We start from the raw sequence: 24616 nt of genomic DNA on the forward strand, positions 1-24616 counted from the left end.
AGCATGGTCTGCATGTTCCGCCGCCGCCCTCCCCTGCCTCCCTTTCCGCCCGGCGGCCTGCTGGTGGGCGGCGCGGCGCGTGACTGGCTGCGCGGCGCACCGCCGAAAGATTACGACTGGGCGGTGCCGGACCCCGCCGCGGCGGCGCGGGCGATGGCGGAGTCGCTGGGCGGCTCGGCCTTCCCGCTGGACGAGAAACGCGGCTACTGGCGGGTGCATCTGGACGGCGAGGCCCATCACGACTTCGTGCCGCTGCCGGCGGACCTCAACGACGATCTGCTGCGGCGGGATTTCACCGTGAACGCGCTGGCCGTCACCGAAGCAAAGAAGATTCTGGATCCGGCTGGCGGGCAGGCCGATCTGAGGGCGCGGCGGCTGCGGATGGTCAGCGCGGCCAACCTGCGGGCCGATCCGCTGCGGGCATGGCGGGCGGTGCGGCTGGAGGTCACGCTGGGGTTTCGCTTGGAGCCGGAGACGGAAAGGGTGGTGCGCGAGGTGGCGGCGGCACTGGCGAACAGCACGCTGCGGATGCCTGCCGCCGAGCGCATCCGGGACGAAGTGCACGCCCTGCTCCTGCACCCGGACGCCGCGCACGGCTTGAAACGCCTCGAAGACCTGGGCCTGCTGGCCCTGACCCTGCCCGAACTGCGCGAGGGGATTGGCCTCCAGCAGGGCGGTTTCCACCATCTGGACGTGTTCGAGCATGGACTGGAGGCGCTGCATCAACTTCTGGCCCGGCTGCCGGACGCGCCGCTGCCGCTGCGCTGGGCCGCCCTGCTGCACGACGTGGGCAAACCGCGCTCCCACACGGTAGACGCCGAGACGGGGCGCACCCACTTCTACGGCCACGACAAGCTGGGCGCGGCGCTGACCACCCAGATGCTGACCCGCCTGAAACTGCCCGCAGACGACATCCGGCACATCGCCCGACTGGTGGAGGCCCATATGGTGCCGCTGCCCGCCGGGGACAAGGAAGCCCGCCGCTTCGTCCACCGCCGCCGCGACCTGCTGCCGGACCTGCTGTGGGTGATGCTGGCGGACCGCGAGGCCGCGCGTGGCCCAAGCAGTTCCGAGGCCAGCCGCCACGCCTACGCCGTCGCCATGGGGCGCGTGCTGGAGGCGCTGGAGGACCGGCCCGCTCCGCCCCCTCCCCTGCTGACCGGGGGGGACGTGATGGCGCTGCTGCACCTCCCGCCCGGCCCGCGCGTGGGCGAAGTGCTGCGGGCGCTGAACGAGGCGGTGGCGCTGGACGAGATCCGGAACAAGGAGGACGCGCGGGCCTTTGTGCTGCGGCTGAGCGAGCGGGCCAGCCTCCGCTGAATGACCTTTGTCAGGCCCGCTCCGCTATGCTGGCGCGCAGATGACCGCCGTGCAGAACGCCCCCCACACCCACCCCCAGCCCGCCCACCCCACCACCCCCGAATGGGTGAAAGACGCCGTGTTCTACCAGATCTTTCCGGACCGCTTTGCCCGCAGCGGACGCGTGAACGGCCTGAACCTGCAGCCGTGGGGCGACACCCCGGAATTCAACCGTTACATGGGCGGCGACCTGTGGGGCGTCATCGAGCGGCTGGACCACATCCAGAGCCTGGGCGTGAATGCCATCTATTTTTGCCCGGTGTTCCAGTCGGCCAGCAACCACCGCTACCACACCCACGACTACTTTCAGGTGGACCCCATGCTGGGCGGCAACGCGGCGCTGCGGGCGCTGATCGACGAGGCCCACGGGCGCGGCATGCGGGTGGTGCTGGACGGCGTGTTCAACCACAGCAGCCGGGGGTTTTTCCAGTTCAACGACCTCTTGGAACAGGGTCAGGACAGCGCCTACCGCGACTGGTTCCACCCCGAAGGCTGGCCGCTGCACGCCTACAACGATGAAAAACCTGCCGGCTACGCCGCGTGGTGGGGCAACCGGGCACTGCCCAAGTTCAACACCGACAATCCCGCCGTGCGCGACTTTCTGTGGGAGGTGGCCGAGTACTGGACCCGCTTCGGCATCGACGGCTGGCGGCTGGACGTGCCCAACGAGATCGACGACGATTCTTTCTGGCAGGAGTTCCGCCGCCGCGTCAAGGCGGTCAACGCCGACGCCTACATCGTCGGTGAGATCTGGGGCGACGCCCACCGCTGGCTGCGCGGCGATCAGTTCGACGCCGTGATGAACTACCACTTCACCCGCCCCTGCCTGGCCTTTTTCGGCGCCCGCACGCTGGACCACCCCATGAACGAGCGCAGCGGCACCGGCCGCGTGGACCCGGTGGACGCCCCGGCCTTCGCCGCCCGCATGACCGAGGTGGCCCGCATGTACCACCCGGAAATCGTGGCCGCCCAGCTGAACCTGCTGGACTCGCACGACACGGCCCGCTTCATCACGGCGGTGGGCGGCGACGCCACGGCTTACCGCCTCGCCACCATCTTCCAGATGACCTACCCCGGCGCGCCGTGCATCTACTACGGCGACGAGATCGGCCTGCCCGGCGGCCCCGATCCCGATTGCCGCCGGGCCTTCCCCTGGAATGATTCAGAGTGGGACATCGACACGCTGGAGCTGACGCGCAAGCTGACGGCGGCCCGCCACGCCAGCCGCCCGCTGCAACGCGGGGATTTCGAGGTGCTGCACGCCGAGGGCGAGTCGCTGCTGTATGCCCGCTGCCATGAGGGGCGCTGCGCCTACGTGGCCCTGAACTGCGCCCAGGAACCGGCCCGCGTCCCCCTGCGCGGCGTGGAGGCGGGGCGGTACCGCGACGTGCTGAGCGGCCAGACCTACGAGCTGACCGAGGGTGCGGAGCTGGAAATCGCGGCGCGGGGCGGCGTGGTGCTGGTGTGGGCCGGGCAGGGCTAATACGGATTCCGTTTGTAACGCGACAGACATCGGGACAGCTCCGATGTCTCCACTCCACGTCCGGAGGGATGTTTTCCTCATTCTCGCTGTCGTCATGGACAGACGCCCATGTGGACGCTCTTCCTCTGCTAGCGCAGCTCTGCGAGTCTCGCTCGGATTCCAGGTATTTTCAACACCTTTCAATCGGAGTCCGTATAAACCATCACTTTTGTTTCCGAGCCTCAAGCGAACGGCAAACAGAGTGCCCCCTCCCACGGCAGGAGGGGGCACTTCACCCAGCCTCAGCTGAAGTCTGCTTTCTCCGGCTCCGGCAGGCGGTAGGCGATCACGGCGCTGGGAATCAGCAGGCTGATGCTGACCAGCGCCGCCGTGGTGGGGGTGGTGGCGTCGGCCAGCAGGCCCACCAGGAAGATCAGCAGGCCCGCAAAACCCCAGGAAAAGCCCATCATGATGCTGCTGGCCACGGCCACGTGCTGCGGGGCATATTCCTGCGCGGTGACCACGCCCACCGGGATGCTGGCGTTGACTGCCGCGCCCACCATGAAGGTCAGCGGGTAGAACCACCACTGGCCGGGATGCGACAGGATCAGCACGGCGAAGAACGGAATGGTGGTCAGGATGGCGGCGCGCAGCACCGGGGTGCGCCCGTAGCGGTCACTCAGCCGTCCGCCCACAATGCCGCCGATGGCGCTGGCGATGGCGTAGATGGCCAGGGTGATGCCCACCTCGCGCTGACCGAAACCGCGCGCAAACAGCATGAACGGCAGCATGGTGTTGTAGCCCATGCTGGCCAGCGAGCGCAGCACCGCCATGCCCCACAGCCACTGCATCGGCCCCCGGAAAATCTGGGCGTACTCGCGCAGTTTGAATTTCCGGGCCTTCTGCGTGCCGGACGGCGTAACCGCGAAGGTAAGGGCCGCGAACACCACCCCGATCAGCGCGAACCACGGCAGGTGCGTCAGGCCCACCCCCGCGAAGACCGGTCCCAGCGCCATGCCCGCCGTGCCGCCCGCGCTGAAGATGCTGGCCCACAACCCTCGCTTGTTCGGCGGGCTGTTGTGGGCCACGTAGGCGGACCCCGCCGGATGAAAGAAGCCGCTGCCGAAGCCGGCCACCGCCACCAGCAGGATCAGCGCCCCGAACAGCGGCACGAAGCCCATCATGGTCAGGCCCAGGCCCGTCATCAGCGGCCCCAGCGCGGCGGCGTAGCGGCGGTCCAGGCTCTCGCCCACGATGCCCAGCAGCGGCTGCATCACGCTGCTGGTCAGGCTGTAGACGCTGGACAGCAGGGTCACGGCGGCGATGCTCACGCCGTACTTGCTCTGCAGCGCGGGCATCAGCGGCGTGAGCATCGCGCCGTAGGCGTCGTTGATGAAGTGGCCTGCCGTGACGGCCAGGGCAATGGCCGTGCCGTGCTGGATCAGGGGAGTCGGGGTGCTGGCACGGACCTGCATGCCACGCAGAGTACTCTGCACCGGGCGCGGCGGGCAGCGGGCTGTCCGGTCAGGAGGATCACGGGCGGGCCGAAGATCGCCGCTGCCCCCGGCGGCTGCCCCCGACGCCAGCGGGGCAGTGTACAAAGAGTGTTTGCGCCGCCCCGCCGAAGCGTTAGGCTGAGCGCATGGCCCAGACGCTTCTCGCTGTCATCACCAAGGCGCTGCCCAGCGAGACGCAGTTTGAGGACCGCCTGCGCGACCTGAGCCTGCGTGACCGCACCGCCGTGCTGGAGCACTTCGACAGGCTGATGCCGGACTTCGACGTGGTGATCGCCCTGCCGGACGCCGAGCGGATGGCGCGCGGACTGGCCCGCCTGCGCGGCACGCCGGTGGTCCTGGCCCAGCCGGACGAAACGGCGGACCCCACGGTGGCTCGTGATCACTCAGGACACAAAGATGCGGAGGTGCCGGACGAACACCCCAACCACTGGTCCCTGCCGACACCGAACCCTCTGCCGGAAGACCTGCACACCGCCGTGATCCTGACCCAGCAGCTGCAGGACGGCCTGCCCGAGCTGCTGATTGCGCTGCTGGCCGCCAAACGCGGCTGGAGCGTGGGCGCGGTGGCCGCCGTGGTGGAACGCAGCAATTTTCGGGGCCGCACCCGCCTGGAACTGCAGGGCATGGCGGTCCACGCCGCCTTGCAACTGGCCGACACGCCCAGAGGCCTGGAACTCGAACGGCGTTTTCCCAGTCCCGAATAACCGGGCCGCAGATCAGGTGCGTTCAGCTGGGGCGGCGTACTGGGCCAAGGCCCGCTCCTCGGCCGGAATGCGGATCAGCCTCAGCAACCCGGCGTTCAGCAGCGAGAAGACGATGGCCGTGCGCCACGCCCCCACCGCCAGCGGCGCGCTGAGCAGTTCCAGCACCACCACCGCGTAGTTGGGATGCTTCAGGACGCGGAAGGGGCCACCCGTGACCCGCTGCCCCCCCGGCACGATCAGGATGCGGGTGTTCCAGAAGCGGCCCAGAGTGAGAACCACCCAGTATCTGAGTGGCTGCGCCAGCACGAACAGGGCCAGCGCGGGCCAGTTGACCCGCCGCCCGGACGCGCGGCCTTCCAGAAACGTGCAGACCATCCACGCCGGATGCAGCACGAAGAACAGCGGGTAATGCTCCTGCCCGTATTCCACCGCGCCGTGTTCACGCGCCCAGCGCTCATTGGCACGGGCCAGACGCAGTTCCAGCAGACGTTGAACGCCCAGAAAGGCGAGCAGCAGGGGGGCAAGGGTTCGGGCCTTCATCCACCGACGCTCAAGAACCGCCGAGCAGCTCGTCCGCCGCCGCCTCAGCGTCCAGCTCGCCCTTCGCCACGCGGGCGTAAAGGTCACCGCCAGCGTCGCGGGCGCGGCGCAGCAGGCGCTCCTGCACCAGCGAGCGCACCTCGAACTCGGCGCGCAGGCGGCGGCGTTCCTGCAACCCCGCCTCGCCCAGATGGGCGCGGTGTTTCAGCACGGCCTCGATCACGCTGCCCACCCCCTCGCCCTGCGAGGCGATGGTCTTGCGCACCGGGGCCAGCCAGGTGTGCTCGTCGTGCCAGCCCAGCGCCTGCGCCGAGGTCAGCTCGCGCACGGTCCGCGACGAGCCGGGCAGGTCCGCCTTGTTCACGGCGATCACGTCCGCAATTTCCATGATGCCGGCCTTGAACGCCTGCACGCCGTCGCCCCCGGCCGGCGTGACCACCAGCAGGGTGTGGTCACACGCGGCGGCCACGTCCACCTCCGACTGGCCCACACCCACGGTCTCGAGGATGATCCAGTCGAAGCCGCCGCCCTCCAGCAGCGCCAGCACCGCCATCGTGCGGGCCGACAGGCCGCCCAGCGCGCCCCGGCTGGCCAGCGAGCGCACAAACACCCCGGAATCGGCGTGGTGGCGCAACATGCGGATGCGGTCGCCCAGAATCGCCCCGCCGGAATACGGGCTGCTGGGGTCCACCGCCAGCACCGCCACCCGTTTGCCCTGCGCCCGCAGTTCCGCAATCAGGGCGTCGGTCAGGGTGCTCTTGCCGCTGCCGGGGCTGCCGGTGATGCCCAGCACCACCGAGCGAATTCCACCCGAACGGGCGATCTTGAGCAGGGGCCGCGCGGCGGGCAACCCCGCCTCGGCCAGCGTGACCGCTCTTGCCAGCGCCCGCAGGTCTCCGGCCTGGTAGCGGGCGGCGAGGTCCGGGGCGGGGGCGGTCATTGCGTCTGCCCCAGCACGTCGTCGGCCTCGGTGGCCTCGATCAGGTCTTCCAGGTGCGCGTCGTCGTTGAAGCCCAGCAGCGTGCCGCTGTTCTCGTCCAGCAGCACGCGGGTGATGCTGGTGTTGGTGACGCTCAATCTTGCCCAGGCGTTGGCCGGGACGCCGCCCAGCGCCAGCCCCACCGCCACGCGCACCACGCCGCCGTGCGTGAACACCAGCACGCGCCCCCCCGGATGCCGGGCGCGCAGGGCCTCGAAGGCCGCGCCGCTGCGGGCGTACAGGTCTTCCATGCTCTCGCCGCCGGGCCGCCGGGTGGCCCAGGGATCGGCCTTGAGGGCTTCCAGATAGTCGGGGTGACGCTCACGGATGTCCGCGATCACCAGGCCCGACAGTTCGCCCACGTCGATCTCGCGCAGGCCGGGATCGCCCTGCACGGGGGGCGGTCCTTCCAGGCGTTCGGCCACCGCCTCGGCCGTCTGGGCGGCGCGCCGCAGGTCACTGGTGTACACCGCGTCGAAGTGCTGCCCGGTCAGGCGCTCGGCCAGGCTGGCGGCCTGGAGAATGCCGACGTGGCTCAGCGGCACGTCGGCCTGCCCCTGGTAGCGGCCCTCGGTGTTCCAGGTGCTCTCGCCGTGGCGCACCACCCAGAATTCGGTGGCGCTGCGGCGGTCCGGCGGCGTGAAGCCAAAGGGGGCCAGCCGTCCCTTGTGGGTGCGGGGTTTGGTGGAGGAGGTCAACCGGTCCCCCCGTCAGCGCCCGCACCATCAATGCCGCCAAGGGTCACGCCCTCCCCGGCCACCATCTCCCCAATGACCCAGGGCTGCTCGCCCGCGCCGCGCAGGGCCGACAGGGCGGCGTCCGCCTCGGCCGCAGGCACGATGAACAGGAACCCCACGCCCATGTTCAGGGCGCGGAAGGCCTCGGCGCGGTCCACCTGCGCTTCCCGCACGATCAGCCGGAACAGCGGCGGCACGGTCCACGACGCGGTGTCGATGGTCATGCCCACCCCCGGCGGAAACACGCGCGGCGGGTTGTCGATCAGGCCGCCGCCGGTGATGTGGGCCATGCCGCGCACGTCCACGCCGGCATCTTTCAGGGCGTCGTGGGCCGCCACGTAGGCGCGGTGCGGGACCGGCAGCAGGGCGGCCAGGGTCTGCCCGTCCAGATCGGCGCGTTCCTCGTGCCAGTCCAGCCCGTCCAGCGCCAGCCGCGCCAGCGAGAAGCCGTTGGTGTGCAGCCCGGCGCTGGGCAGGGCGATCACGGCGTCGCCAGCCTCGATGCGCGAGCCGTCCACCAGTGCCGGGCGGTCCACCACCCCGACAATCGTGCCCACGATGTCCAGTTCGCCGTCCACGTAGACGCCGGGCATCTCGGCGGTCTCGCCGCCCAGCAGGGCCACGCCCAGCGCCTTGCAGGCCCCCGCCGCCCCGGTGACCACGGCAGCCACCGCTTCGGGGTCCAGCCGACCCATCGCCACGTAATCCAGAAAAAACAGCGGGCGCGCGCCCTGCACCAGAATGTCGTTGACGCAGTGGTTGACGATGTCCGCGCCCAGGCCGCCGGGCTGCCCCAGGCGCACGGCCACCTTGGTCTTGGTGCCCACGCCGTCGGTGGAGGCCACCAGCACCGGGTCCGCGAGGCCCGCAAAGGCCGAGGCGCTGAACAGGCCCCCGAAGCCGCCGAGGCCGCCCAGCACGGCGGGGGTGTGGGTGCGGGCCACAGCGTCTTTCATGAGGGACACGGCGCGGTGTCCGGCATCGATGCTGACGCCGGCGCGTTCGTAGGCGGACGCGGCTGGGGCGTCCCTGTTGGTCTGAGTCATGGTCCTCCTGCCCCGCGCTTGGGCGGGCATGGGGCGCAGTTTACCCGAGCCGGAGCCTCAGGTCTTGGGCCGGGCGTCCTGAACCGGGTCTCTCTCCACGACACCTGCCGCCGCCCTGTGCCGCGCCAGCCCCCAGCGCACGAGGGCCACGCCGCCCACCACCAGCGACATCAGGGCCAGCCCCCACAGCAGCCGCTGGGCCGATTCGCTGAGCCACACCACCAGCAGCGTGACCGGCAGCACCCCCACCGCCGTCGCCAGCATGAACGGGCGAAAGCCCATGCGCGCCGCCCCGGCCACCAGACTCAGCACCTCGGCGGGCAGCACCGGCATCAGGCGCACCAGCAGCACGCCCTGCGCGCCGTGCCGGTTCATGAAGTCCTGCGCCCGCGTCCGCGCCGTTTCCCCGGCCAGCGCCCGCACCATGGGTTCGCCCAGCGCGCGGCCCAGGCCGTAGCCCGCCGCCGCGCCCAGCAGCGCCCCGGCAAACACCAGCACGAAGCCCGCCACCAGCCCGTAGGCCCGCACCGTCACTGCGGTCAGCACCAGCGAGGGCAGCACTGGAATCACCGCCTGAATCACGTACGCCACCAGAATCGCCACCGGCCCGGCCCAGCCCAGCGAGCGCACGAAGGCGTGCGTGACTGCCGGATCCTGGGCGATCAGGGCCGCGTAACCGCGCGCCAGAAAAGCCCGCACCTCGGGCAGCAGCAAGGTGCCCAGCAGCAGCGCCGCCAGCACCGCCATCAGCAGCAGGCGCAGGTGGCGCGGGGGGCGACGGGCGGCGGTCATCCCTGCCAGTGTAGAGGCCGGGGGTGTGGGCCGCGCCCCACCAATGGATGAGCCAGGGCCAGGGCGCGGCCCGCCCCCACGCCTTGCGTTATGCTGTGCCCCACAGCGGGCGGCAACTGGCGCTGAACGTGGGCCAACCACGGGGAAGCCGCTTTCCGACTTTCGAATTGATCGCGCGCCTGGGTCTGACGTTCACCGCAACACGGCGGAACGTTCCGACATTCTTGTGGTGGGGAGGATCAACAATGGGCAAACAGGCTCTGATTTCGGTCAGCGACAAGACCGGCGTGGTGGAATTTGGGCGTTCTCTCGTGGAGCGCGGCTGGACACTCCTGAGTACCGGCGGCACGTTCGCGGCCCTTCAAGAGGCGGGCGTGCCGGTCACGGCGGTCAGCGACGTCACCGGCTTTCCCGAGATGCTGGATGGGCGGGTCAAGACGCTGCACCCGGCGGTTCACGGCGGCATCCTGGCCCGGCGCGAGGACGGGCACCTCTCGGAACTGGCGGCGCAGGGCTTCGGCACCATCGATCTGGTGTGCGTCAACCTGTATCCCTTCCGCGAGACGGTGGCGCGCGGCGCACCCGACGCCGACGTGATCGAGAACATCGACATCGGCGGCCCGGCCATGATCCGCTCGGCGGCCAAGAACCACGCGGGCGTGCTGGTGCTGGTGGATCCGGCGGACTACGAACTGGCATTGAAGGACGAGGTCAGTGAAGCCGAGCGCCGCCGCCTGGCCGCCAAGGCGTACCGCCACACCAGCGAGTACGACGCCGCCATCACGACCTATCTGGAGGGCGACTCGGACACGCTGCCCACCAAACTGCCGCCCGAACTGACGCTGAGCCTGTCCAAGGTGGCCGAGGTGCGCTACGGCGAGAATCCCCACCAGCCCGGCGCGATCTACCGCTGGGGCGGGGCGCGCGGGCCGGTGATCGACGCCCGCGTGGTGGCGGGCAAGCCCATGAGCTTCAACAACTACGCCGACGCCGACGCCGCCTGGGCGCTGTGCCAGGAGCTGGCGGCGCAGGAGGACGGCGTGGTCTGCGTGGCCGTCAAGCACGGCAACCCCTGCGGCGTGGCGCGGGCCGATGGCGCGCGGGCCGCCTGGGAACTGGCGCGCGACGCCGACACCCTCAGCGTGTTCGGCGGCGTGGTGGCGGTGGGCGGCACGGTTGATCTGGACGCGGCCCAGGCTATGCGCGGCACCTTTCTGGAAGTGCTGATCGCGCCGGACGTGACCCCGGACGCGGTGGAGTGGTTCGCCGCCAAGAAACCCGACTTGCGCGTGCTGATCGCCGGGCAGGCCAAATCGGTCAGCGTGCTGGACTTGCGCCCCCTGGCCGGAGGCTTCGCCGTGCAGGAGCGCGACGCCCGCCCGTGGGATGACCTGTGCCCGGAAGTGGTCACCACGCGCCAGCCCCGCGACGAGGAATGGAATGACCTGCGCTTCGCGTGGGCGACGGTCAAGCACGCCCGCAGCAACGCGGTGGTGCTGGCGCGCGGCGGCGTCACGGTGGGCCTGGGCGCGGGGGCGGTCAGCCGCATCTGGGCCGCCGAACGCGCGGTGGCGAACGCGGGCGAGCGGGCGCACGGCGCGTCGCTGGCCTCCGAGGCGTTCTTTCCCTTCGACGACGTGGTGCGGCTGGCGGCGGGTGCGGGGGTCACGGCCATCCTGCAACCCGGCGGGGCCAAGCGTGACCCCGAGGTGATCGCCGCCGCCAACGAGCTGGGCCTGAGCATGGTCTTCACGGGTTCGCGCCATTTCCGGCACTGATGATGCAGAAGGCGGAAAGCTGATGGCACAAGGCAAACAGCCCACACCCCTTCTCGGCAAACCCCTCGCCGACGAGGTGACCCAGGGCGTTCGCCAGGCCCTGAAAGGCTGGGCGTTCCGCCCGCATCTGGTCAGCGTGCTGGCGTCCGACGACGAGGCCTCGCGGGTGTACGTGGACAGCAAGGCGCGGCGGGCCGGGCGGCTGGGCGTGGACTTCAGCGTGCGCGAGCTGGGGGCCGGGGCGGCTCGGGAGGAACTGGAAGCGACGTTGCGTGAACTCTCGGCGGACGACTCGGTTCACGGCGTCGTGCTGGAATTGCCGCTCTCACGCGGGCTGGACGCAGACGCCGCGCTGCTGCACATCGCGCCGCGCAAGGATGTGGAGGGGCTGACCCCCGCCAACCTCGCCCTGATCGCGGCGGGGCAGGAGGCCGAGGCGCTGCTGCCGCCCACGCCGCGCAGCGTGCGCTTCCTGCTGCGGCGCGTGCTGGGCGATGACCTGCGCGGGCTGCGCGTGGCCGTGATCGGGCCGGGCCGCACGGTGGGCCGTCCGCTGACCTTCATGCTGAACAACCGGGGCGTGACCGTGACGCTGTGCAACGAACACACCCGCGATTTGGCCGGGGTGCTGGCTCCGTTAGACGCGGTGGTGGTGGCGGTGGGTCACGCCGGGCTGCTCAGGCCCGAACACGTTCAGCCGCACCACGTCGTCATCGACGCCGGCATCAACGTGCAGGACGGCGGCGAGATGGTGGGCGACGCCATGCCTGACCTGCCCGTGCGGGCTCAGACCCCGGTGCCCGGCGGCGTCGGCCCGCTGACTAGCGCGCTGATGTATCAGAATCTCGTGCGCGCCGTGAAATTGCAGCGCGGCGAGGCGGTGGAGTAGGACAGCGGATTGCCAGCCGCAGCGCCTGGCCCACCAGAAACCGTCCCCGCTTCGAAGCGGGGACGGCCTGTTCTGCGCGGAGGCTATAGCAGCCCGGCTGTGTTCAGTCGCTGCCCCGGCCCACCGTCAGCAGCTCGCCTGCCTGACCCTCGCCCGGCCCGGCGTGGCCCGGCTCAAGGTGGCGCAGACTCTTGTCCCAGGTCAGGCGGCCCGTGAAGTAGTGTTTGTAGGCCATCGGCAGGCTCAGGAACAGCGCGAAGCCGTAGACCGGCAGGCTGCCCAGCGTAAACACCGTGCGGCCCAGCGACAGGCGGTTCTCGCGCCTATAGCGGGCCACCCACTGCAACTGGATGATCACGTTGATGACGGTGATGATCAGGCTGACCTGCGCGTCCAGCACCAGCCCCTGCGCGCCCATGCCCCAGCGCAGCGGCTGGGTCAGGAACGACAGCACGATGATGCCGCTCAGCCACGGCCCCAGGATGAAGTAGCTCAGGTCCAGGCGGGCCAGCAGGGGCACGGGCCGGCGCCACAGGTGGGCCAGGTACGGCAGGCACTGCATGGTGCCCTGCGTCCAGCGGGCGCGCTGGCGCGAGAAGCGGCGCAGATCAGGCAGGCCCTGCTGCGTGACCGCCGCCTCCAGAAAAACCAGCCGGTGCCGGGGACTGACCAACCGGGCCTCGGCGGCGCTGCCGAAGTCTTCGAGCAGCACGTCGGGCCACGGCGTCTGTCCGGCACCAAACATGGACGCCACGTAACTGGCGCGCATGAATTGTCCGTTGCCGCACAGGGCGGCGCTGTGCCACCACGAGCGCATCAGCTGGATGTGGCGGGTGATGAAGAACTCCATGTCCTGCTGCTGCTCCAGCATGCGGCCCACGGCGTTTTTCAGGCTCAGGCGTCCGGGCGACTGCCGGATTCGCACGCGGGCCTGCGCGGCCACCACGTCACTGTGCGCCATGACGCGCCGCGCTTCGGGCAGCAGGCCAGGGGTCACGCGCCCATCGGCGTCAATGACCACGAAAACTTCTTTTTGCAGGTCTGCGCCCGCCGCCCGCAGGTCGCGCAGCACCTGCGACACGGCCCAGTTCATGGCCTTGCCCTTGCCCTGCCGGGCTTCCGGGAAGCGGCGGCGCAGCAGGGTCACCCGCGCGTCGCCTGCGGCCAGCCGCTCCACGATCTGGGCGGTGCGGTCGTCGCTGCCGTCGTCAATCACGGCGATCCGGGCGTCCGGGGCCACCTCGCGCAGGTTGCGGACGGTGGCCTCAATCACCGCCTCCTCGTTCAGGGCCGGCACGACGAAGGTGAAGTTCAGCGCCTCGTCCGGCGCGTACAGACGCCGGGGCCGGGGCAGCGTGGCCGCCAGCAGCATCTGCAGAAAATAAAGGCCCAGCATCAGCAGGCCCAGCAGGTCAAGGATGGTGAGCAAGGTGTGCAGCGCGTCCGTCAAAGTCTCCCCCGGTGTGGCATCGGGCGCGTGGCCCAATTCCTCTCACTATGCACTGGAAAAGCTGATGATGGAAAGGGGCGAATGAGAACCGCGCCGCCCGCCCGGCACCCAGGACGCCCCTTTCCCCCCGCGAAGAGGCGTGCTACACTCCCGCTTGCCCATTGTTCGAGGAAGGCGCGGAGAGGTGCCAGAGTGGTTGAATGGGTCAGTCTCGAAAACTGAAGTACGGGCAACTGTACCGTGGGTTCGAATCCCACCCTCTTCGCCAATGCCAGCGCCCCCAGCCCACCCGGCGGGGGCGCTCGCCTGTGGGGCTTGAAGTCGGCCAAGCGTGAGCCGTCCCAGGGTCGCTCCGGGGGTCTGGCCTTACCGTAAGGCATGAACTGGAGGCGCATTTCCCTGCCCCGGCGCGCGGCGCTGACCGGCCTGCTGGCCCTGGGCGCCGCCCGCGCGGCCTCGCTGTCGGGGGCGGACCGGGCGGTGGTGGTCCGGCACACCGCCGGCCTGCCGGGGCTCACGCGCCCGCTGCGGGTGGCGCAGCTCACGGACCTGCATTACGGCCTGTACATCGGGGCCGAACAGGTGCGCGCCTGGGTGGACGCCACCCTGATCGAACGCCCGGACCTGATCGTGATTACCGGCGACTTCCTGGACGCCGACGTGATGGGCGGGGCCGCCCCGCTGCTGGCCGAACTGTCGCGCCTGAGCGCACCGCTGGGCGTGTACGGCGTGTGGGGCAACCACGACTACGGCAGTTTCGGGCAGTACGCCCGGCGCTTTCACAGTCCGCAGCGGGCCGATTGGCGCGAGCGGCGCGCACACTTCGCCGCGGCGCTGGCGGACAGCGGCGTGACCATCCTGACCAACGCGGGCGTGCAGTTGCGTCCGGACGTGTACCTGGCGGGGGTGGACGACTGGATGCAGGGCCAGCCGGATCTGACGGCCGCCCTGCGCGGGCGCGGCGGCGGGGCCACGCTGCTGCTCAGCCACAATCCGGATCAACTGCCGTTCGTGCCCGCATCGGTGGGCCTGACCCTGTGCGGCCACACCCACGGCGGTCAGGTGCGCCTGCCGCTGCTGGGCGCGGTCAGCACGGCCTCGGCGCACGGGCAGCGCTTCGCGCAGGGCTGGGTGCAGGCGCCGGCCCGCGCCTTCGTGTCGCGGGGGCTGGGCATGACTGCCGTGCCCGCGCGGCTGTCGTGCCCGGCAGAGATCGCGGTGTTCGAACTGGAACCGGTGCAGGCCGGGTTCACGGCTGGCCCACCCCGGTCTCGGTGAGGAAAGGCGGCAGGACGATGTTCCCCGACTGCGGCCAGTACGTGCGGTAGATGCCGGCAAATTCGCGGACCACGCCCGGCGCGGTGGTGGCGAGGTCATACTCGGCCAGCCCCAGCGGCCCCTGCGTCCACGAGGAGTAGTGCAGGTTCATGCTGCCCACCACCAGCATCTGGCCGTCCACCAGGATGGCCTTGGCGTGCAGCGGCGTGGGAAACCAGCGGGCCTCGAAGCGCGAGGCGGGAATGCCGCGCTTGCTCATCTCGCGGCCCAGGTACGCCAGCGCGATGCGGTTCTCGATGCCGCCCAGGCCGCCGGCGTCGCTCATCAGCCGCACCCGGACGCCGCGCCCCAGGGCGTCGAGCAGCGCCGTCATGTACGGCAGGCGGTCCCGGTCAGTGCACAGCGCCGGGTTCAGCAGCGCGACGATGCAGCCCACGTCCATGCTGAAATTGACCTGCAGCAGATCGACGGACCTGCGGGCCGCCTCCAGCACCGCCACCACCGCCTGATCGGCCTCGGTAAAGCCCTCGCGGCGGTACAGGCTGAACACCCGCTGCGTGCCGGCCGGCTCGGCGTCCCGGACTTCGGGTGGGCCACCCCGGACGCCGCGTGCGCCCAGGCGACAGCCCCGCTGCGGATTGGCGGCATTCGGTTCGGCGTCGCACTCCACCACTTTGCTGCGCGTCCACAGATCCTCGAAGACGGTCACGCCGTCCTGCGCCACCGGGCCGCGCGTCACCAGTCCCAGATCGAACAGGTTGTCGCCCCGCCCGGAGGGATGCCCGCGCGGAAAGTGCCCGTAACCGTAGTTGAAGCCCGCGCCCAGCAGCAGTTCGCCGTCAATCACCAGCAGCTTGACGTGGCTGTGCGGAAAGGTGCCCACGTAGTTGCCCAGCTGCACCCGCCAGCCCAGTGCCGGATCGGAGAGCGGCACGCCCGCCGCCGTGAGATCGCGCAGCGCCCCCCAGACCTCGGCCCCCCACTCGAAGGTGGAAAGCACCGGAAAGTTGCCCAGGGTGAGGCGCACGTCCATGCCCTGAGGGTAGGCGGCGGGCTTGGCCCTCACCCCCGCGTACAAATCGGCCAGTGCGCGGGCCAGCGTCTGGCCGGGGTTCAGCGGCCCCTCCTCCCACTGCATGGTGGTGAACAGCACCTCGCGCCGGGCGCTGCGCACCAGTGCGGCCACGTCGTCGAAGCCACTGGCCGCCGCCGGATCGGGGCTCTCGGCAGCCTGTTCGGCGGCCAGCGCGGCTGCCGGGACGGCCTCTTCCGCCGCCGCGCTGGGGCCGGGCATGCGGATCAGCGGGTAGACCCGGTTCTGGCACGACAGGTCTGGACGGTCATTCCGGGTGGTCACCTGCCACACGGCGCGTTCCAGCACGCCGGAGGGTTCGGGGCAGAACGCGGTGGCGTCCAGGTTGGCCGGCTGGGTCACGCGCAGGGGGGCCGGGTTGACCGGGCGCGAGGTCACGAACTCACCCAACGTGCGGGTCAGGCCCAGCACCGCCGCCAGCACCGCCAGCGCCACGGTGGCGACGACGTTCACCTGCACGCGGCTGGCGACTTGCAGCGGGCGGCCCCTCCGCTCTCCCAGCTGCAGGATGCGCGTCATGGCGCGGCGCACGCTCAGGCCCCAGCCCAGGTGGATCACCGCGATCAGGGCCGCAACGATCAGCACGAAGCCCCAGCCGCTGCGGATCACGCTGGAGACGCCCAGCAGCGGGAACAGCAGCCCGCACACCACGCCGCCCAGCCCGGCCCCCAGTCCGCCGGCCAGCGCGGGCCGCCACACCTGCCCCACGCGCACGGTCAGCAGGCCCATCAGGCTGCCGGCCAGCAGCCCGTACAGCGCCGCCACCGCCCCCAGCAGCACGCTGAGGTGCAGATTGCCGCCCAGTGCCCCCTCGCGGTACACCGCCGTGCCCACCAGGATCAGCAGGCCCGGCACCATCAGCACGCCGCCCGACACCGCCAGCACGACGCCGGTGCGGTACGGCCCGGCGCGCGGCGGCACGCCCAGCCGGGTCAGCGGCAGCGCCCCCGCGCTCAGCGCCCCGATTAGAGCGAAGCCTGCCGTGACCGCCAGCGACGCGGCCAGCACCGCCACGTAGGCCCGCAAAAAAACCTGGGTGTCGGGCAGCGCCTCCACGGCGGGGCCGATCAGGATGCGGGCCAGCACCAGCGTCAGCGTGACCCCGAACAGGGCGGACAGGGCCAGAATTCGCATGGCGGATCTCCTCTGGTGGTCACGCGGCCCGGCGGCCCACCACACCAGCCCCGCCGTCAGCGCCACCCCGGCCCCCGTCGCCAGCGCCGCCACCAGCAGCGTCCAGCTGGGGCTGCGGCGCCGGTTGAGGGTCACCAGCCGCACCATCGCCGCCGTGGTCGCAATCCCGGCCACCGCCGCCAGGACGATGCGCAGCAGGCGCCGGTACAGCCCGCTCATGCCCTGGCGCGGCGGGCGCGAACGCCTTTCAACTCAGGCTTCCCCATCCCGCCTCCTCTGCAGGCGACGAATGGACTCCCGGCGCCAGAAGGGGCCGGGCCACCTCCCGCACACCGGCCTGACGGCGCTGCTCATCACGTTATGGGTGTTGATACGCGGCCCTCCCTTCCGCCGGGCTGGCCGCAGGGCTGCGGGCCGGGTGGCAGCGGCTCAGGAGCCAGCGTAGCAGGAGCTGGCCCGGCCAGCGGGCGCAGGCGGCGGGCGGCCCCTTCACGCACCGCCCACGCAGAGGCTAGCGCCCCTCCGCCAGCAGGTTCGCCAGATGAAAGCGCAGGGCCCCGGTGTGGTACGCGGCGTGCGCGACGGCCCCGAAAGCAAGGCGCAGCCCGTCCGGCGAGAGCGGCAGGTACAGCGCCTCGTACAGCGTCTGCCCGGCGCGGGCCAGCGCGACGAGTTCCGCGCGCCACGCCTGCGGGCTGGTGATCCGCACGCTCCAGGCCTCGGTGTCGTCGGCCAGCAGGGCGTAGGGATCGCTCAGCTGGGCGGCGGCCAGCTCCAGCGACTGCCGCAGGTGGACGGTGATCTGCGCGGGCGTGGGGCGGCCTGGGGCGGCGGGCGCGTTCGCCTGCGCGGGGGTCAGCGCGTGGACGGTTCTCAGCAGCCCCGCCTCGCCCACGCTGAACAGGCCCACGGCCAGTGGGCCGCCGTCCGGGCCGTACAGCACCTCGCGCAGGCCCTCGCGCAACAGTTCGGGCGTGGACACTGCGGGGGTGGACATGGGGGTCAGTGTAGGACGGGCCGGGGGGGCGGAAAGGAACACCGTAGGCCGTTCGGCCCAGGCCCAGCGGCGACGGCTGGCGGTACGCTCAGGCCAATGGCGCCTGACCTCAAGATGCACGCCGACGAGATTCACACCGACGAGGCGCTGGTGCGTCAGCTGCTGGCCCAGCAGTTTCCCGACTGGGCCACGTTGCAGGTGCGCCGCGTCCAGTCGTTCGGCACCGACAATGCGCTGTACCGGCTGGGCGACGATCTGCTGGCGCGGTTGCCCCGCATCGGCTGGGCGGTGGGGCAGGTGGAGAAGGAATTGGAGTGGCTGTCCAGACTCGCGCCACACTTGCCGTTGCGTGTCCCTGAACCGCTGGCGCCGGGTCAGCCGGGCGAAGGCTATCCGTACACCTGGGGCATTTACCGCTGGCTGCCGGATGAGATGCTTTCCCTGCCCGAAATGACGGCGCGGCCTGAGCTGGCCCTTCAGCTGGCCGACTTCGTGCGGGCGCTGCGGGCCTGCGACACCACCGACGCGCCGCGTGCGGAGAGTCCGGCCACCGATCTGCACGCACTGGATCCGCACGTCCGGGCCAGTCTTGAAACCTCGGCGCAGTGGCTGGACGCCGACACCTGCCGCCGGATCACTACAGTCTGGGACGAGGCGATGCGGCTGCCGGGCTGGACGGACGCCCCGGTGTGGGTACACGGTGACCTGCACAGCAACAATCTGCTGTGGGATGGTCAGCGCCTGACCGCCGTGCTGGATTTCTCGGCGCTGGAGCTGAACGATCCGGCAGTGGATCTGATGCCCGCGTGGAACGCCATGAGCGCAGAGGGCCGCCGCCTGTACCGCGAAGTCTTGCGGCCCGACAACGCCACCTGGGCACGCGGACGGGCCAGGGCGCTGGCCAAAGCCCTATTCGCGCTGCCGTACTACCAGGACACCAATCCGGAGATCGTGGAGCGCGGCTGGTACACGGTGCGGGAAGTGCTGGCGGACGCAGGCTAGGCCACCCTGCCGATGCGCCCGCCCCGGCCCTTCCCCTATCCTGGCTTCACGATGATCAAGCTGAACCGCATTTGAGGGTTGTCCCGCACCCAAATCCATAGCCGCCTGAAGGCATTGCACACCTTTGCAATTGCGCCTGGGCGCTATTCTGGGGGCAATGACAGAACCCTGCAGCCACCCGCCGCGCGAACCTTGTTCGGGCCTGGCGACGCCGGGCTGTGCCCACAATCCAGACCCCACCCTCTGTACTCCCAAAAAGGATGTGACCTCACATAGATAAAGTGCTTGGAAATACCTCGGGCCTGCGCCCCGCACAACTGAAATCACTGGGCAACCTGTACCGCCGCCGCGTCGAGCCGGGCCGCGTGGGTTCCCCCGAACTGGCCCGCACCCTGGCCGAACTGTCCCACGAGATTCGCCGCGAGGTGAGCGTGCTGATTGACCGGCGTGGGCGCGTGCTGAGCGTCTCGGTGGCCGATGCCAAGGCGGCGGAACTGCCGGCCATCCGCGCGGGCGAGAACCGGCTGGCCGGTTACCACCTGCTGCACGCGCACCCCAAGGGCGGCCCACTGAGCAAGGGTGACCTCTCGGCGCTGTTCCTGAACCGGCTGGACGCGGTCTCGGCCATCGACGCCAAGAACGAGGGTCAGCCCGGCATGGTCTACACCGCTCACCTGACTCCCCCCGGCACGGTGGGCGAGGAAGAGGACTGGCGCATTCTGCCCCCGGTGCCGGTGTTCCAGATCGACGACTTTGACCTGGGCGCCCAGGTTTCGGCGCTGGAGGAGGAAATCGCCCGCGCCGCCCGCACCCGCGAGTCCAAGAAGGATCGCGAGCGCGCGCTGCTGGTGCAGATCGATCAAGGCGAGTTTGACGCCGAGGAACGCCTGGAGGAGCTGGGCGAACTGGCCCGCACCGCCGGGGCCGAGGTGGTCTATAAGGAACTCATTTACCGCCGCAACCTCAAGGCGGGAACGCTGGTGGGCGCGGGCAAGCTGGAAGAACTGACCAGCCGGGCCTACCATCTGGACGCCGATCTGCTGATCTTCGGGCAGGAGCTGGGCGCCGCGCAGGCCCGCGAGATCGAGGCGGCGACGGGCTTAAAGGTTATTGACCGCACGCAGCTGATTCTGGACATCTTCGCCCTCCACGCGCAGGGCGTGGAATCACGCCTTCAGGTGGAGCTGGCGCAGCTGCGCTACATGAAGCCACGGCTGCTGGGCGCGGGCGCGCAGCTGTCACGCATCGGCGGGGGCGGGGGCAGCGCGGCGGGCGGGGCGATTGGCACGCGCGGCCCCGGTGAAACCAAGCTGGAGCTGGACCGCCGCCGCATCAACGACCGCCTGAGCTTTCTGGAAAAGCAACTGGAAGGTGGCTCGCTGCGCCGCGAGGAACGCCGCAAGAGCCGCGAGCGCAACGACATTCCGGTGGTGTCCATCGTGGGCTACACCAACGCGGGCAAGAGTACGCTGCTGAACGCCTTCACACACGCCATGGACGCCCCCCGGCGCGTGCTGGCCGCCAACAAGCTGTTCGCCACGCTGCGGCCCACCAGCCGTCAGGGCTTTATCGACGGCATCGGCCCGGTGATCTTCACCGACACCGTGGGCTTTATCCGCGATCTTCCGAAGGATCTGACCCGCGCCTTCCGGGCCACGCTGGAGGAAATCGGCGACGCCGACGTGCTGCTGCACGTGGTGGACGCCGCCAGCCCCGGCGCGGACACCCGCCTGAGTGCCGTGAACCGCATTCTGGAAGACCTGGGCTTCGTGGAGATGCCCACGGTGGTGGCGCTGAACAAGGCCGACGCCGCCGAGCCGGACGCGCTGGAACGTGAAGTCGAGCGCACCGAGGGCGTGCCGGTCAGCGCCCTGAAAAGCATCGGCATTCCCGAACTCAAGGAGGCGCTGGCCGACGCCATCGGGCAGGTGCAGCGGCGGGAGCTGGCGCAGCGCGAGGAGGCGCGGGAGCTGGCGGCCCAGTACCGGTAAATCACACCCACAACAGAGGCGCGGGCTTTGGCTCCCGCCTCTCTTTTTGTGCCCGCATGACTTTCGGCGGACGCTCCCTCTCACCGGGATATGTCAGGCTCTGTCCCGATGTTTCGTTCGCGCCTCGCCTGGTTGTATCTGCTGTTCGTCACCCTGGTCTGGGGGCTGGGCGAATTTGTTGGGGAACGCACGCTGCCCACCCTGCTGCTGGCCTACGCGCCCGCCGTGCTGTGGCTGCTGCCTGCGCCGTTCGTGTTGCTGTGGACGGCGTTCAGGAGACGCGGCCTCGCGGTGGCCCTGGCCGGGACGTTGCTGGCGGCCTGGGGAGCGGGCCTGCTGCACTGGAGGCCGCAGCACAACGGAAAGTTACGGGTGCTGGACTACAACGTCAACAGCGGCTACAAATCCACGCCGGAGCGACTGGCCGCCGTCCTGAAAAAGGCCAACGCCGACGTGATCCTGCTGCAGGAATCCAACTTCCAGCCACGCGGTTACCCCGCTGCGCTCGCCGACGCCCTGCCTGGCTACTCGGTGCACTCGGCGGCGGAGGTCATGACCCTCACGCGGCTGCCCGTCCTGGCGACCCAGACGGTAAACCTGCCCGGCAACCAGCGCGAGGTGCTGGTGACGCGCCTGCAGTGGCGCGGTCAAGGGCTGACGGTGGTCAACGCCCACCTGGGCACCGTGCAGGTGATGGACGCGCTGGCGCGGGACTTTGCCTACCTGCAACGCACCCGTGACCGCCGCACACAGCAGGTACAGGTTCTCCAGAAGCTTGCCGCCCAGACCTCTGGCCCCGCGCTGCTGGGCGGTGACCTGAACACGCCGCCGCGCGGCCTGATCTACCGGGACTTGCAAACTGCTTTCGGCACCGACGCCTTCGCGCAGGCCGGACGCGGCCCCGGCTGGACGTTTCCGGGCCTGCGGGTGCGGATTGACCACCAGATGGCGCGCGACCTGATCCCCACGCGCGCCAGAGTTTTAGGCGAAGAGGAAAGCGATCACCGGCCCCTGGTGGTGGACTACCGCTGAGGGTGTCGCGGCGCCTTGCCTACTTCCCCGCCAGCTTCAGAATCCGGCCACTGCCGTACTCGGCGACGTAGATCTCCCCCGCTGCGTCCTCCCCGAAGGTGCTGGGGTTGCTCACCTTGCCCAGCGCTACCTTGTTCCAGTTCTTACCATCCATCGGCGCGGCCCAGACGGTGCCGGTGGCAAAGTCGGCGAACACATACTGGCCTTTCAGGGCGGGAATCGATTTGCCCTGGTAAACGTACCCGCCCGTAATGCTCTGGCCCTCATTCCGGCCGTACACCAGCACCGGGGCCACGAACCCCTTGTCGGCGCAGCCCTGCTCGTAGCACACCCGGCCCTCGCGCACGCGCCAGCCGTAGTTCTCGCCACCCTTGCTGGCGCGGGGCTGGAAATCCACCTCCTCGAAGCTGTTCTGGCCCACGTCGGCGATCACCAGATTGCCGCCCTCGCGGTCAAAGCTGAAGCGCCAGGGGTTGCGCAGCCCGTAGGCCCAGATGTGGGGATTGGCCCCCGCGCGGTTCACGAAGGGGTTCCCAGCGGCGGGCTTCGCCGCGTCCCCGGACACGTCAAAACGCAGCAGCTTGCCCAGCGGTGAGCCGAGGTTCTGCGCGTTGTTTTTCGGATCGCCGCCACTGCCGCCGTCGCCCAGCCCCAGGTACAGGAAGCCGTCGGGGCCGAAGGCGAGCTGGCCGCCATTGTGGTTGCTGTAGGGCTGCTTGGCGGTAAACAGGGTTTTGGCGCTGCCCGAATCGGCGCGGCTGAAATCGGGGGCGGCGGTGTAGCGGGCCAGCACCGTGTCGCCGTTCAGGTCGGTGTAATGCACGTACAGGCGGCGGTTGGTCTTGTAGCCGGGATCGAAGGCCAGCCCGATCAGCCCGCGTTCCCCGCCGGCCCGCGTCAGCTTCTGGACGTCCAGAAACAGGCTGTCCCGAACTTTCCCGCCCTCGATCACGCGCACGCGGCCGTCCTGCTGCGCGGCGTAGAGGCGGCCCGAGCCGTCCCCGGCGTGCGCGATGGCCGTGACCTGGGTCAGGCCACTGACGAACGGCTGAAAGGTCACGGCAGGCGCGGCCTGTGCAGAGGCCAGCAGCGCCACCACACCCCAGGCCAGCGGAAAACGGGCGTTGGGTCTGAAACAGGCAGAGGGTCTGGACATGGAGCAGTCTGGCCTGTCCAGCCGGGCCTCGACTGTGATCCCGAACGCCGGGGCGTGAAGGCTCCTTTAGGTCTTTCTTCCCTGCAACACGTCTACGGGGGGCAAAGTCAGACGCATCCCGAACCTGGAGGTGCCCCATGACTGGACCTTATGACCGTCCCCCCGCCCCGGCGAGCGAACCCACCGACACCCCCGCCCCCATGCCCGAGCGCATGCCCGGCGAAAATGGCACTGGCCCGATCATCGACCCGCCCGTCAACCCCGATCTGCCCGGCATGCCGATGCCCGACCCGGCCGAGAACCCGGATACGCCGGGCCTGCCCACCCCCGGCCCGACGCCGATGCCTGCGATGTAACTTCAGCCGCCCTATCCAGGCAGACCCCTCTAAGAAGGTGGTCTGCTTTTCCCGTTTAGAGCATTTGTCCGAATTGCAGCATCAGAAAAGGAGACTTCTGATGCCTCCATGCTCTCCTTCGGAGCTGTATCAGTCCCAACTGCTCGCCAAAATTCACTCCCTCTCTGCGAGCTGTGCCAGTCCGTTCGGTCAAAAGGAAACAGCTCTTTTGACAACTGCTCTAAAGGCCCTGCCCATGTTCCCGCAGCCAGCACCGCTGGGTCTGCCAGTCCGGCATGATGCGGGCCACGTGCGCCCAGTAGCGCGGCGAGTGGTTCATCTCCAGCAGGTGGGCGGCCTCGTGCAGCGCGACGTAACGCAGCGTCTCCAGCGGGGCGCGCGACAGTTTCCAGTGCAGGCGGATGTCGCCCCGGCTGCTGCAACTGCCCCAGCGGGTGGAGGTGTCGCTGACGCGCACCGTCCCCAGCCGCTCAGCCGCCCCCAGCCGGGCGGCGTATTCGGTGACCAGCGCAGTGTACGGAACCAGACAGGCCGCCCGCGTCCACGCGCTCAGCGCCCGCTCCGGTGCGTCTGACGGCAGCAGCAGGGCCTGTCCCAGACGCACCGCGGCCCGGCCGTGATCTTCCAGCCGGAGCGTCAGGGGATCGCCAAGAAAGGGAACCTCTGCGCCGTCCATGTAGGATTGCCCTGACACTGGCCGGGCCGCGTACTGCGCCAGATGGCGTTTGACCCAGTCCTGGCGCTGGTTGAGAAGGGCCTCCAGCTGAGACAGCGGCACACGCTCGGGCGCGTAGAGCGTCACCGCGCCGGGCCTGACCTGCAGGGCCACCGTGCGCCGCCGGGCGCTGCGTTTGACGGTCACGGGTACGCCGGAAATAGTCCAGTGCAGCGGCATCCCCCCCAGGAAAGCGCATCCGGACAGAGGACGGGGCAAGGCGCTTCACGTTCTGAATCAAAAAAAGAGCGGGCGCGAGACTTCAATGCTCGCGCCCACCTGCGGTACCTGCCTCTTATACGGACTCCGATTAAAACGTGTAGAATTCAAGGATCAAATCCTTTCATTCTTCCGTTGAACTTCAGCACTCCGCTGCCGACTTCTGGGCCATTTTCCGGGCCAGCACCTGCGCCGTCCAACGGCGCAGGGCACAGTTTTTTGCGCTTCTTGCCGAAGGCAAGAGTGAGACTGAACTGCTGGCGTTGACTCAATATTCCGTCTCGGGTGCGCGCAAAGTCCTGCATCGGTATCACACCCTGGGACTGGACGGTCTGGGAGATGGACGAGCCGACAATCCAGGCGCACCCACGGTCTTGACCGAAGCGGAGC

The 24616-nt window shown here is 69.9% G+C and carries 22 protein-coding genes, 1 tRNA gene and 1 riboswitch; of the genes, 11 read left to right on the forward strand and 12 right to left on the reverse strand.

Features of this window, described 5'->3' with window-relative positions; all coding sequences use genetic code 11:
* Positions 1 to 12: 12 nt before the first annotated feature.
* Both FHR04_RS07470 and FHR04_RS07475 read left to right on the forward strand, forming a co-directional pair.
* Positions 13 to 1320 (forward strand): CCA tRNA nucleotidyltransferase, encoded by a 1308-nt coding sequence (locus FHR04_RS07470; protein WP_139402099.1) that lies wholly within the window; start codon positions 13 to 15, stop codon positions 1318 to 1320.
* 40 nt (positions 1321 to 1360) lie between these two features.
* Positions 1361 to 2842 (forward strand): glycoside hydrolase family 13 protein, encoded by a 1482-nt coding sequence (locus FHR04_RS07475; protein WP_139402100.1) that lies wholly within the window; start codon positions 1361 to 1363, stop codon positions 2840 to 2842.
* 281 nt (positions 2843 to 3123) lie between these two features.
* Here FHR04_RS07475 and FHR04_RS07480 read toward each other — a convergent pair whose 3' ends face one another.
* The gene (locus FHR04_RS07480; RefSeq protein WP_139402102.1) at positions 3124 to 4296 is read right to left on the reverse strand and encodes an MFS transporter; all 1173 of its coding nucleotides are present in this window, start codon (positions 4294 to 4296) and stop codon (positions 3124 to 3126) included.
* A gap of 167 nt (positions 4297 to 4463) precedes the next feature.
* Between FHR04_RS07480 and FHR04_RS07485 the strand changes: the two genes are divergently transcribed.
* A complete protein-coding gene (locus FHR04_RS07485; protein WP_139402104.1) occupies positions 4464 to 5042 on the forward strand; it encodes a hypothetical protein in 579 nt (192 codons plus the stop codon).
* Positions 5043 to 5054: 12 nt separating this feature from the next.
* Here FHR04_RS07485 and FHR04_RS07490 read toward each other — a convergent pair whose 3' ends face one another.
* The 5 genes from FHR04_RS07490 to FHR04_RS07510 are packed head-to-tail and all read right to left on the reverse strand — an operon-like array spanning position 5055 to position 9136.
* Complete coding sequence (locus tag FHR04_RS07490) at positions 5055 to 5582, reverse strand: isoprenylcysteine carboxyl methyltransferase family protein (protein ID WP_139402107.1); 528 nt, start codon at positions 5580 to 5582, stop codon at positions 5055 to 5057.
* Between the two features lie 10 nt (positions 5583 to 5592).
* Positions 5593 to 6522, reverse strand: a complete 930-nt coding sequence (gene meaB / locus FHR04_RS07495; protein ID WP_039684822.1) for a methylmalonyl Co-A mutase-associated GTPase MeaB — start codon at positions 6520 to 6522, stop codon at positions 5593 to 5595.
* Positions 6519 to 7259 (reverse strand): histidine phosphatase family protein, encoded by a 741-nt coding sequence (locus tag FHR04_RS07500; RefSeq protein ID WP_139402109.1) that lies wholly within the window; start codon positions 7257 to 7259, stop codon positions 6519 to 6521. Before FHR04_RS07500 ends, meaB begins: the two co-directional genes overlap by 4 nt.
* Positions 7256 to 8344 (reverse strand): phosphoribosylformylglycinamidine cyclo-ligase, encoded by a 1089-nt coding sequence (purM, locus tag FHR04_RS07505; protein ID WP_139402111.1) that lies wholly within the window; start codon positions 8342 to 8344, stop codon positions 7256 to 7258. Before purM ends, FHR04_RS07500 begins: the two co-directional genes overlap by 4 nt.
* Before the next feature lie 57 nt (positions 8345 to 8401).
* The gene (locus tag FHR04_RS07510; RefSeq protein WP_139402113.1) at positions 8402 to 9136 is read right to left on the reverse strand and encodes a TVP38/TMEM64 family protein; all 735 of its coding nucleotides are present in this window, start codon (positions 9134 to 9136) and stop codon (positions 8402 to 8404) included.
* A gap of 102 nt (positions 9137 to 9238) precedes the next feature.
* Positions 9239 to 9328, forward strand: a riboswitch (ZMP/ZTP riboswitch).
* Between the two features lie 53 nt (positions 9329 to 9381).
* Here FHR04_RS07510 and purH point away from each other — a divergent pair.
* Both purH and FHR04_RS07520 read left to right on the forward strand, forming a co-directional pair.
* Positions 9382 to 10914 carry a bifunctional phosphoribosylaminoimidazolecarboxamide formyltransferase/IMP cyclohydrolase gene (gene purH / locus FHR04_RS07515; protein ID WP_139402115.1) on the forward strand — a complete coding sequence of 511 codons (1533 nt, stop codon included), beginning with the start codon at positions 9382 to 9384 and terminating at the stop codon, positions 10912 to 10914.
* Between the two features lie 22 nt (positions 10915 to 10936).
* Positions 10937 to 11803 (forward strand): bifunctional 5,10-methylenetetrahydrofolate dehydrogenase/5,10-methenyltetrahydrofolate cyclohydrolase, encoded by an 867-nt coding sequence (locus FHR04_RS07520; protein ID WP_139402117.1) that lies wholly within the window; start codon positions 10937 to 10939, stop codon positions 11801 to 11803.
* Between the two features lie 103 nt (positions 11804 to 11906).
* Here the strand turns inward: FHR04_RS07520 and FHR04_RS07525 are convergent, their stop codons facing one another.
* Positions 11907 to 13253: a glycosyltransferase family 2 protein gene (locus tag FHR04_RS07525; protein ID WP_249039023.1), complete on the reverse strand. Its 1347-nt coding sequence runs from the start codon at positions 13251 to 13253 to the stop codon at positions 11907 to 11909.
* 178 nt (positions 13254 to 13431) lie between these two features.
* Here FHR04_RS07525 and FHR04_RS07530 point away from each other — a divergent pair.
* Positions 13432 to 13521, forward strand: a tRNA-Ser gene (locus FHR04_RS07530).
* 110 nt (positions 13522 to 13631) lie between these two features.
* Complete coding sequence (locus FHR04_RS07535; RefSeq protein ID WP_139402119.1) at positions 13632 to 14531, forward strand: metallophosphoesterase; 900 nt, start codon at positions 13632 to 13634, stop codon at positions 14529 to 14531.
* On the opposite strand, the gene FHR04_RS07540 is transcribed toward FHR04_RS07535, so the two are convergent.
* Both FHR04_RS07540 and FHR04_RS07545 read right to left on the reverse strand, forming a co-directional pair.
* Positions 14503 to 16977 (reverse strand): phospholipase D-like domain-containing protein, encoded by a 2475-nt coding sequence (locus tag FHR04_RS07540; protein ID WP_139402121.1) that lies wholly within the window; start codon positions 16975 to 16977, stop codon positions 14503 to 14505. The two genes, FHR04_RS07535 and FHR04_RS07540, sit on opposite strands and share 29 nt — an antisense overlap.
* 292 nt (positions 16978 to 17269) lie before the next feature.
* Complete coding sequence (locus FHR04_RS07545) at positions 17270 to 17755, reverse strand: DinB family protein (protein ID WP_039684833.1); 486 nt, start codon at positions 17753 to 17755, stop codon at positions 17270 to 17272.
* Between the two features lie 96 nt (positions 17756 to 17851).
* Here FHR04_RS07545 and FHR04_RS07550 point away from each other — a divergent pair, with 96 nt between their 5' ends.
* The 3 genes from FHR04_RS07550 (at position 17852) to FHR04_RS07560 (ending at position 21780) form a co-directional block, all read left to right on the forward strand.
* Complete coding sequence (locus FHR04_RS07550; protein ID WP_139402123.1) at positions 17852 to 18757, forward strand: aminoglycoside phosphotransferase family protein; 906 nt, start codon at positions 17852 to 17854, stop codon at positions 18755 to 18757.
* Positions 18758 to 19038: 281 nt separating this feature from the next.
* Positions 19039 to 20748, forward strand: a complete 1710-nt coding sequence (hflX, locus tag FHR04_RS07555; protein ID WP_183944743.1) for a GTPase HflX — start codon at positions 19039 to 19041, stop codon at positions 20746 to 20748.
* Positions 20749 to 20856: 108 nt separating this feature from the next.
* Positions 20857 to 21780: an endonuclease/exonuclease/phosphatase family protein gene (locus tag FHR04_RS07560; RefSeq protein ID WP_139402125.1), complete on the forward strand. Its 924-nt coding sequence runs from the start codon at positions 20857 to 20859 to the stop codon at positions 21778 to 21780.
* 19 nt (positions 21781 to 21799) lie between these two features.
* On the opposite strand, the gene FHR04_RS07565 is transcribed toward FHR04_RS07560, so the two are convergent.
* Positions 21800 to 22936 carry a PQQ-dependent sugar dehydrogenase gene (locus FHR04_RS07565; protein WP_139402126.1) on the reverse strand — a complete coding sequence of 379 codons (1137 nt, stop codon included), beginning with the start codon at positions 22934 to 22936 and terminating at the stop codon, positions 21800 to 21802.
* 137 nt (positions 22937 to 23073) lie between these two features.
* On the opposite strand from FHR04_RS07565, the gene FHR04_RS07570 reads away from it, so the two are divergent.
* Positions 23074 to 23292 carry a hypothetical protein gene (locus tag FHR04_RS07570; RefSeq protein ID WP_039684841.1) on the forward strand — a complete coding sequence of 73 codons (219 nt, stop codon included), beginning with the start codon at positions 23074 to 23076 and terminating at the stop codon, positions 23290 to 23292.
* A gap of 220 nt (positions 23293 to 23512) precedes the next feature.
* Here the strand turns inward: FHR04_RS07570 and FHR04_RS07575 are convergent, their stop codons facing one another.
* Positions 23513 to 24154: a M48 family metallopeptidase gene (locus FHR04_RS07575; RefSeq protein WP_249039024.1), complete on the reverse strand. Its 642-nt coding sequence runs from the start codon at positions 24152 to 24154 to the stop codon at positions 23513 to 23515.
* Positions 24155 to 24333: 179 nt separating this feature from the next.
* The coding region (locus FHR04_RS07580) for a hypothetical protein (RefSeq protein ID WP_211344176.1) at positions 24334 to 24616 on the reverse strand (283 nt) is incomplete at its 5' end.

The organism is Deinococcus radiopugnans ATCC 19172 (genome assembly GCF_006335125.1).
Classification (GTDB): domain Bacteria; phylum Deinococcota; class Deinococci; order Deinococcales; family Deinococcaceae; genus Deinococcus; species Deinococcus radiopugnans.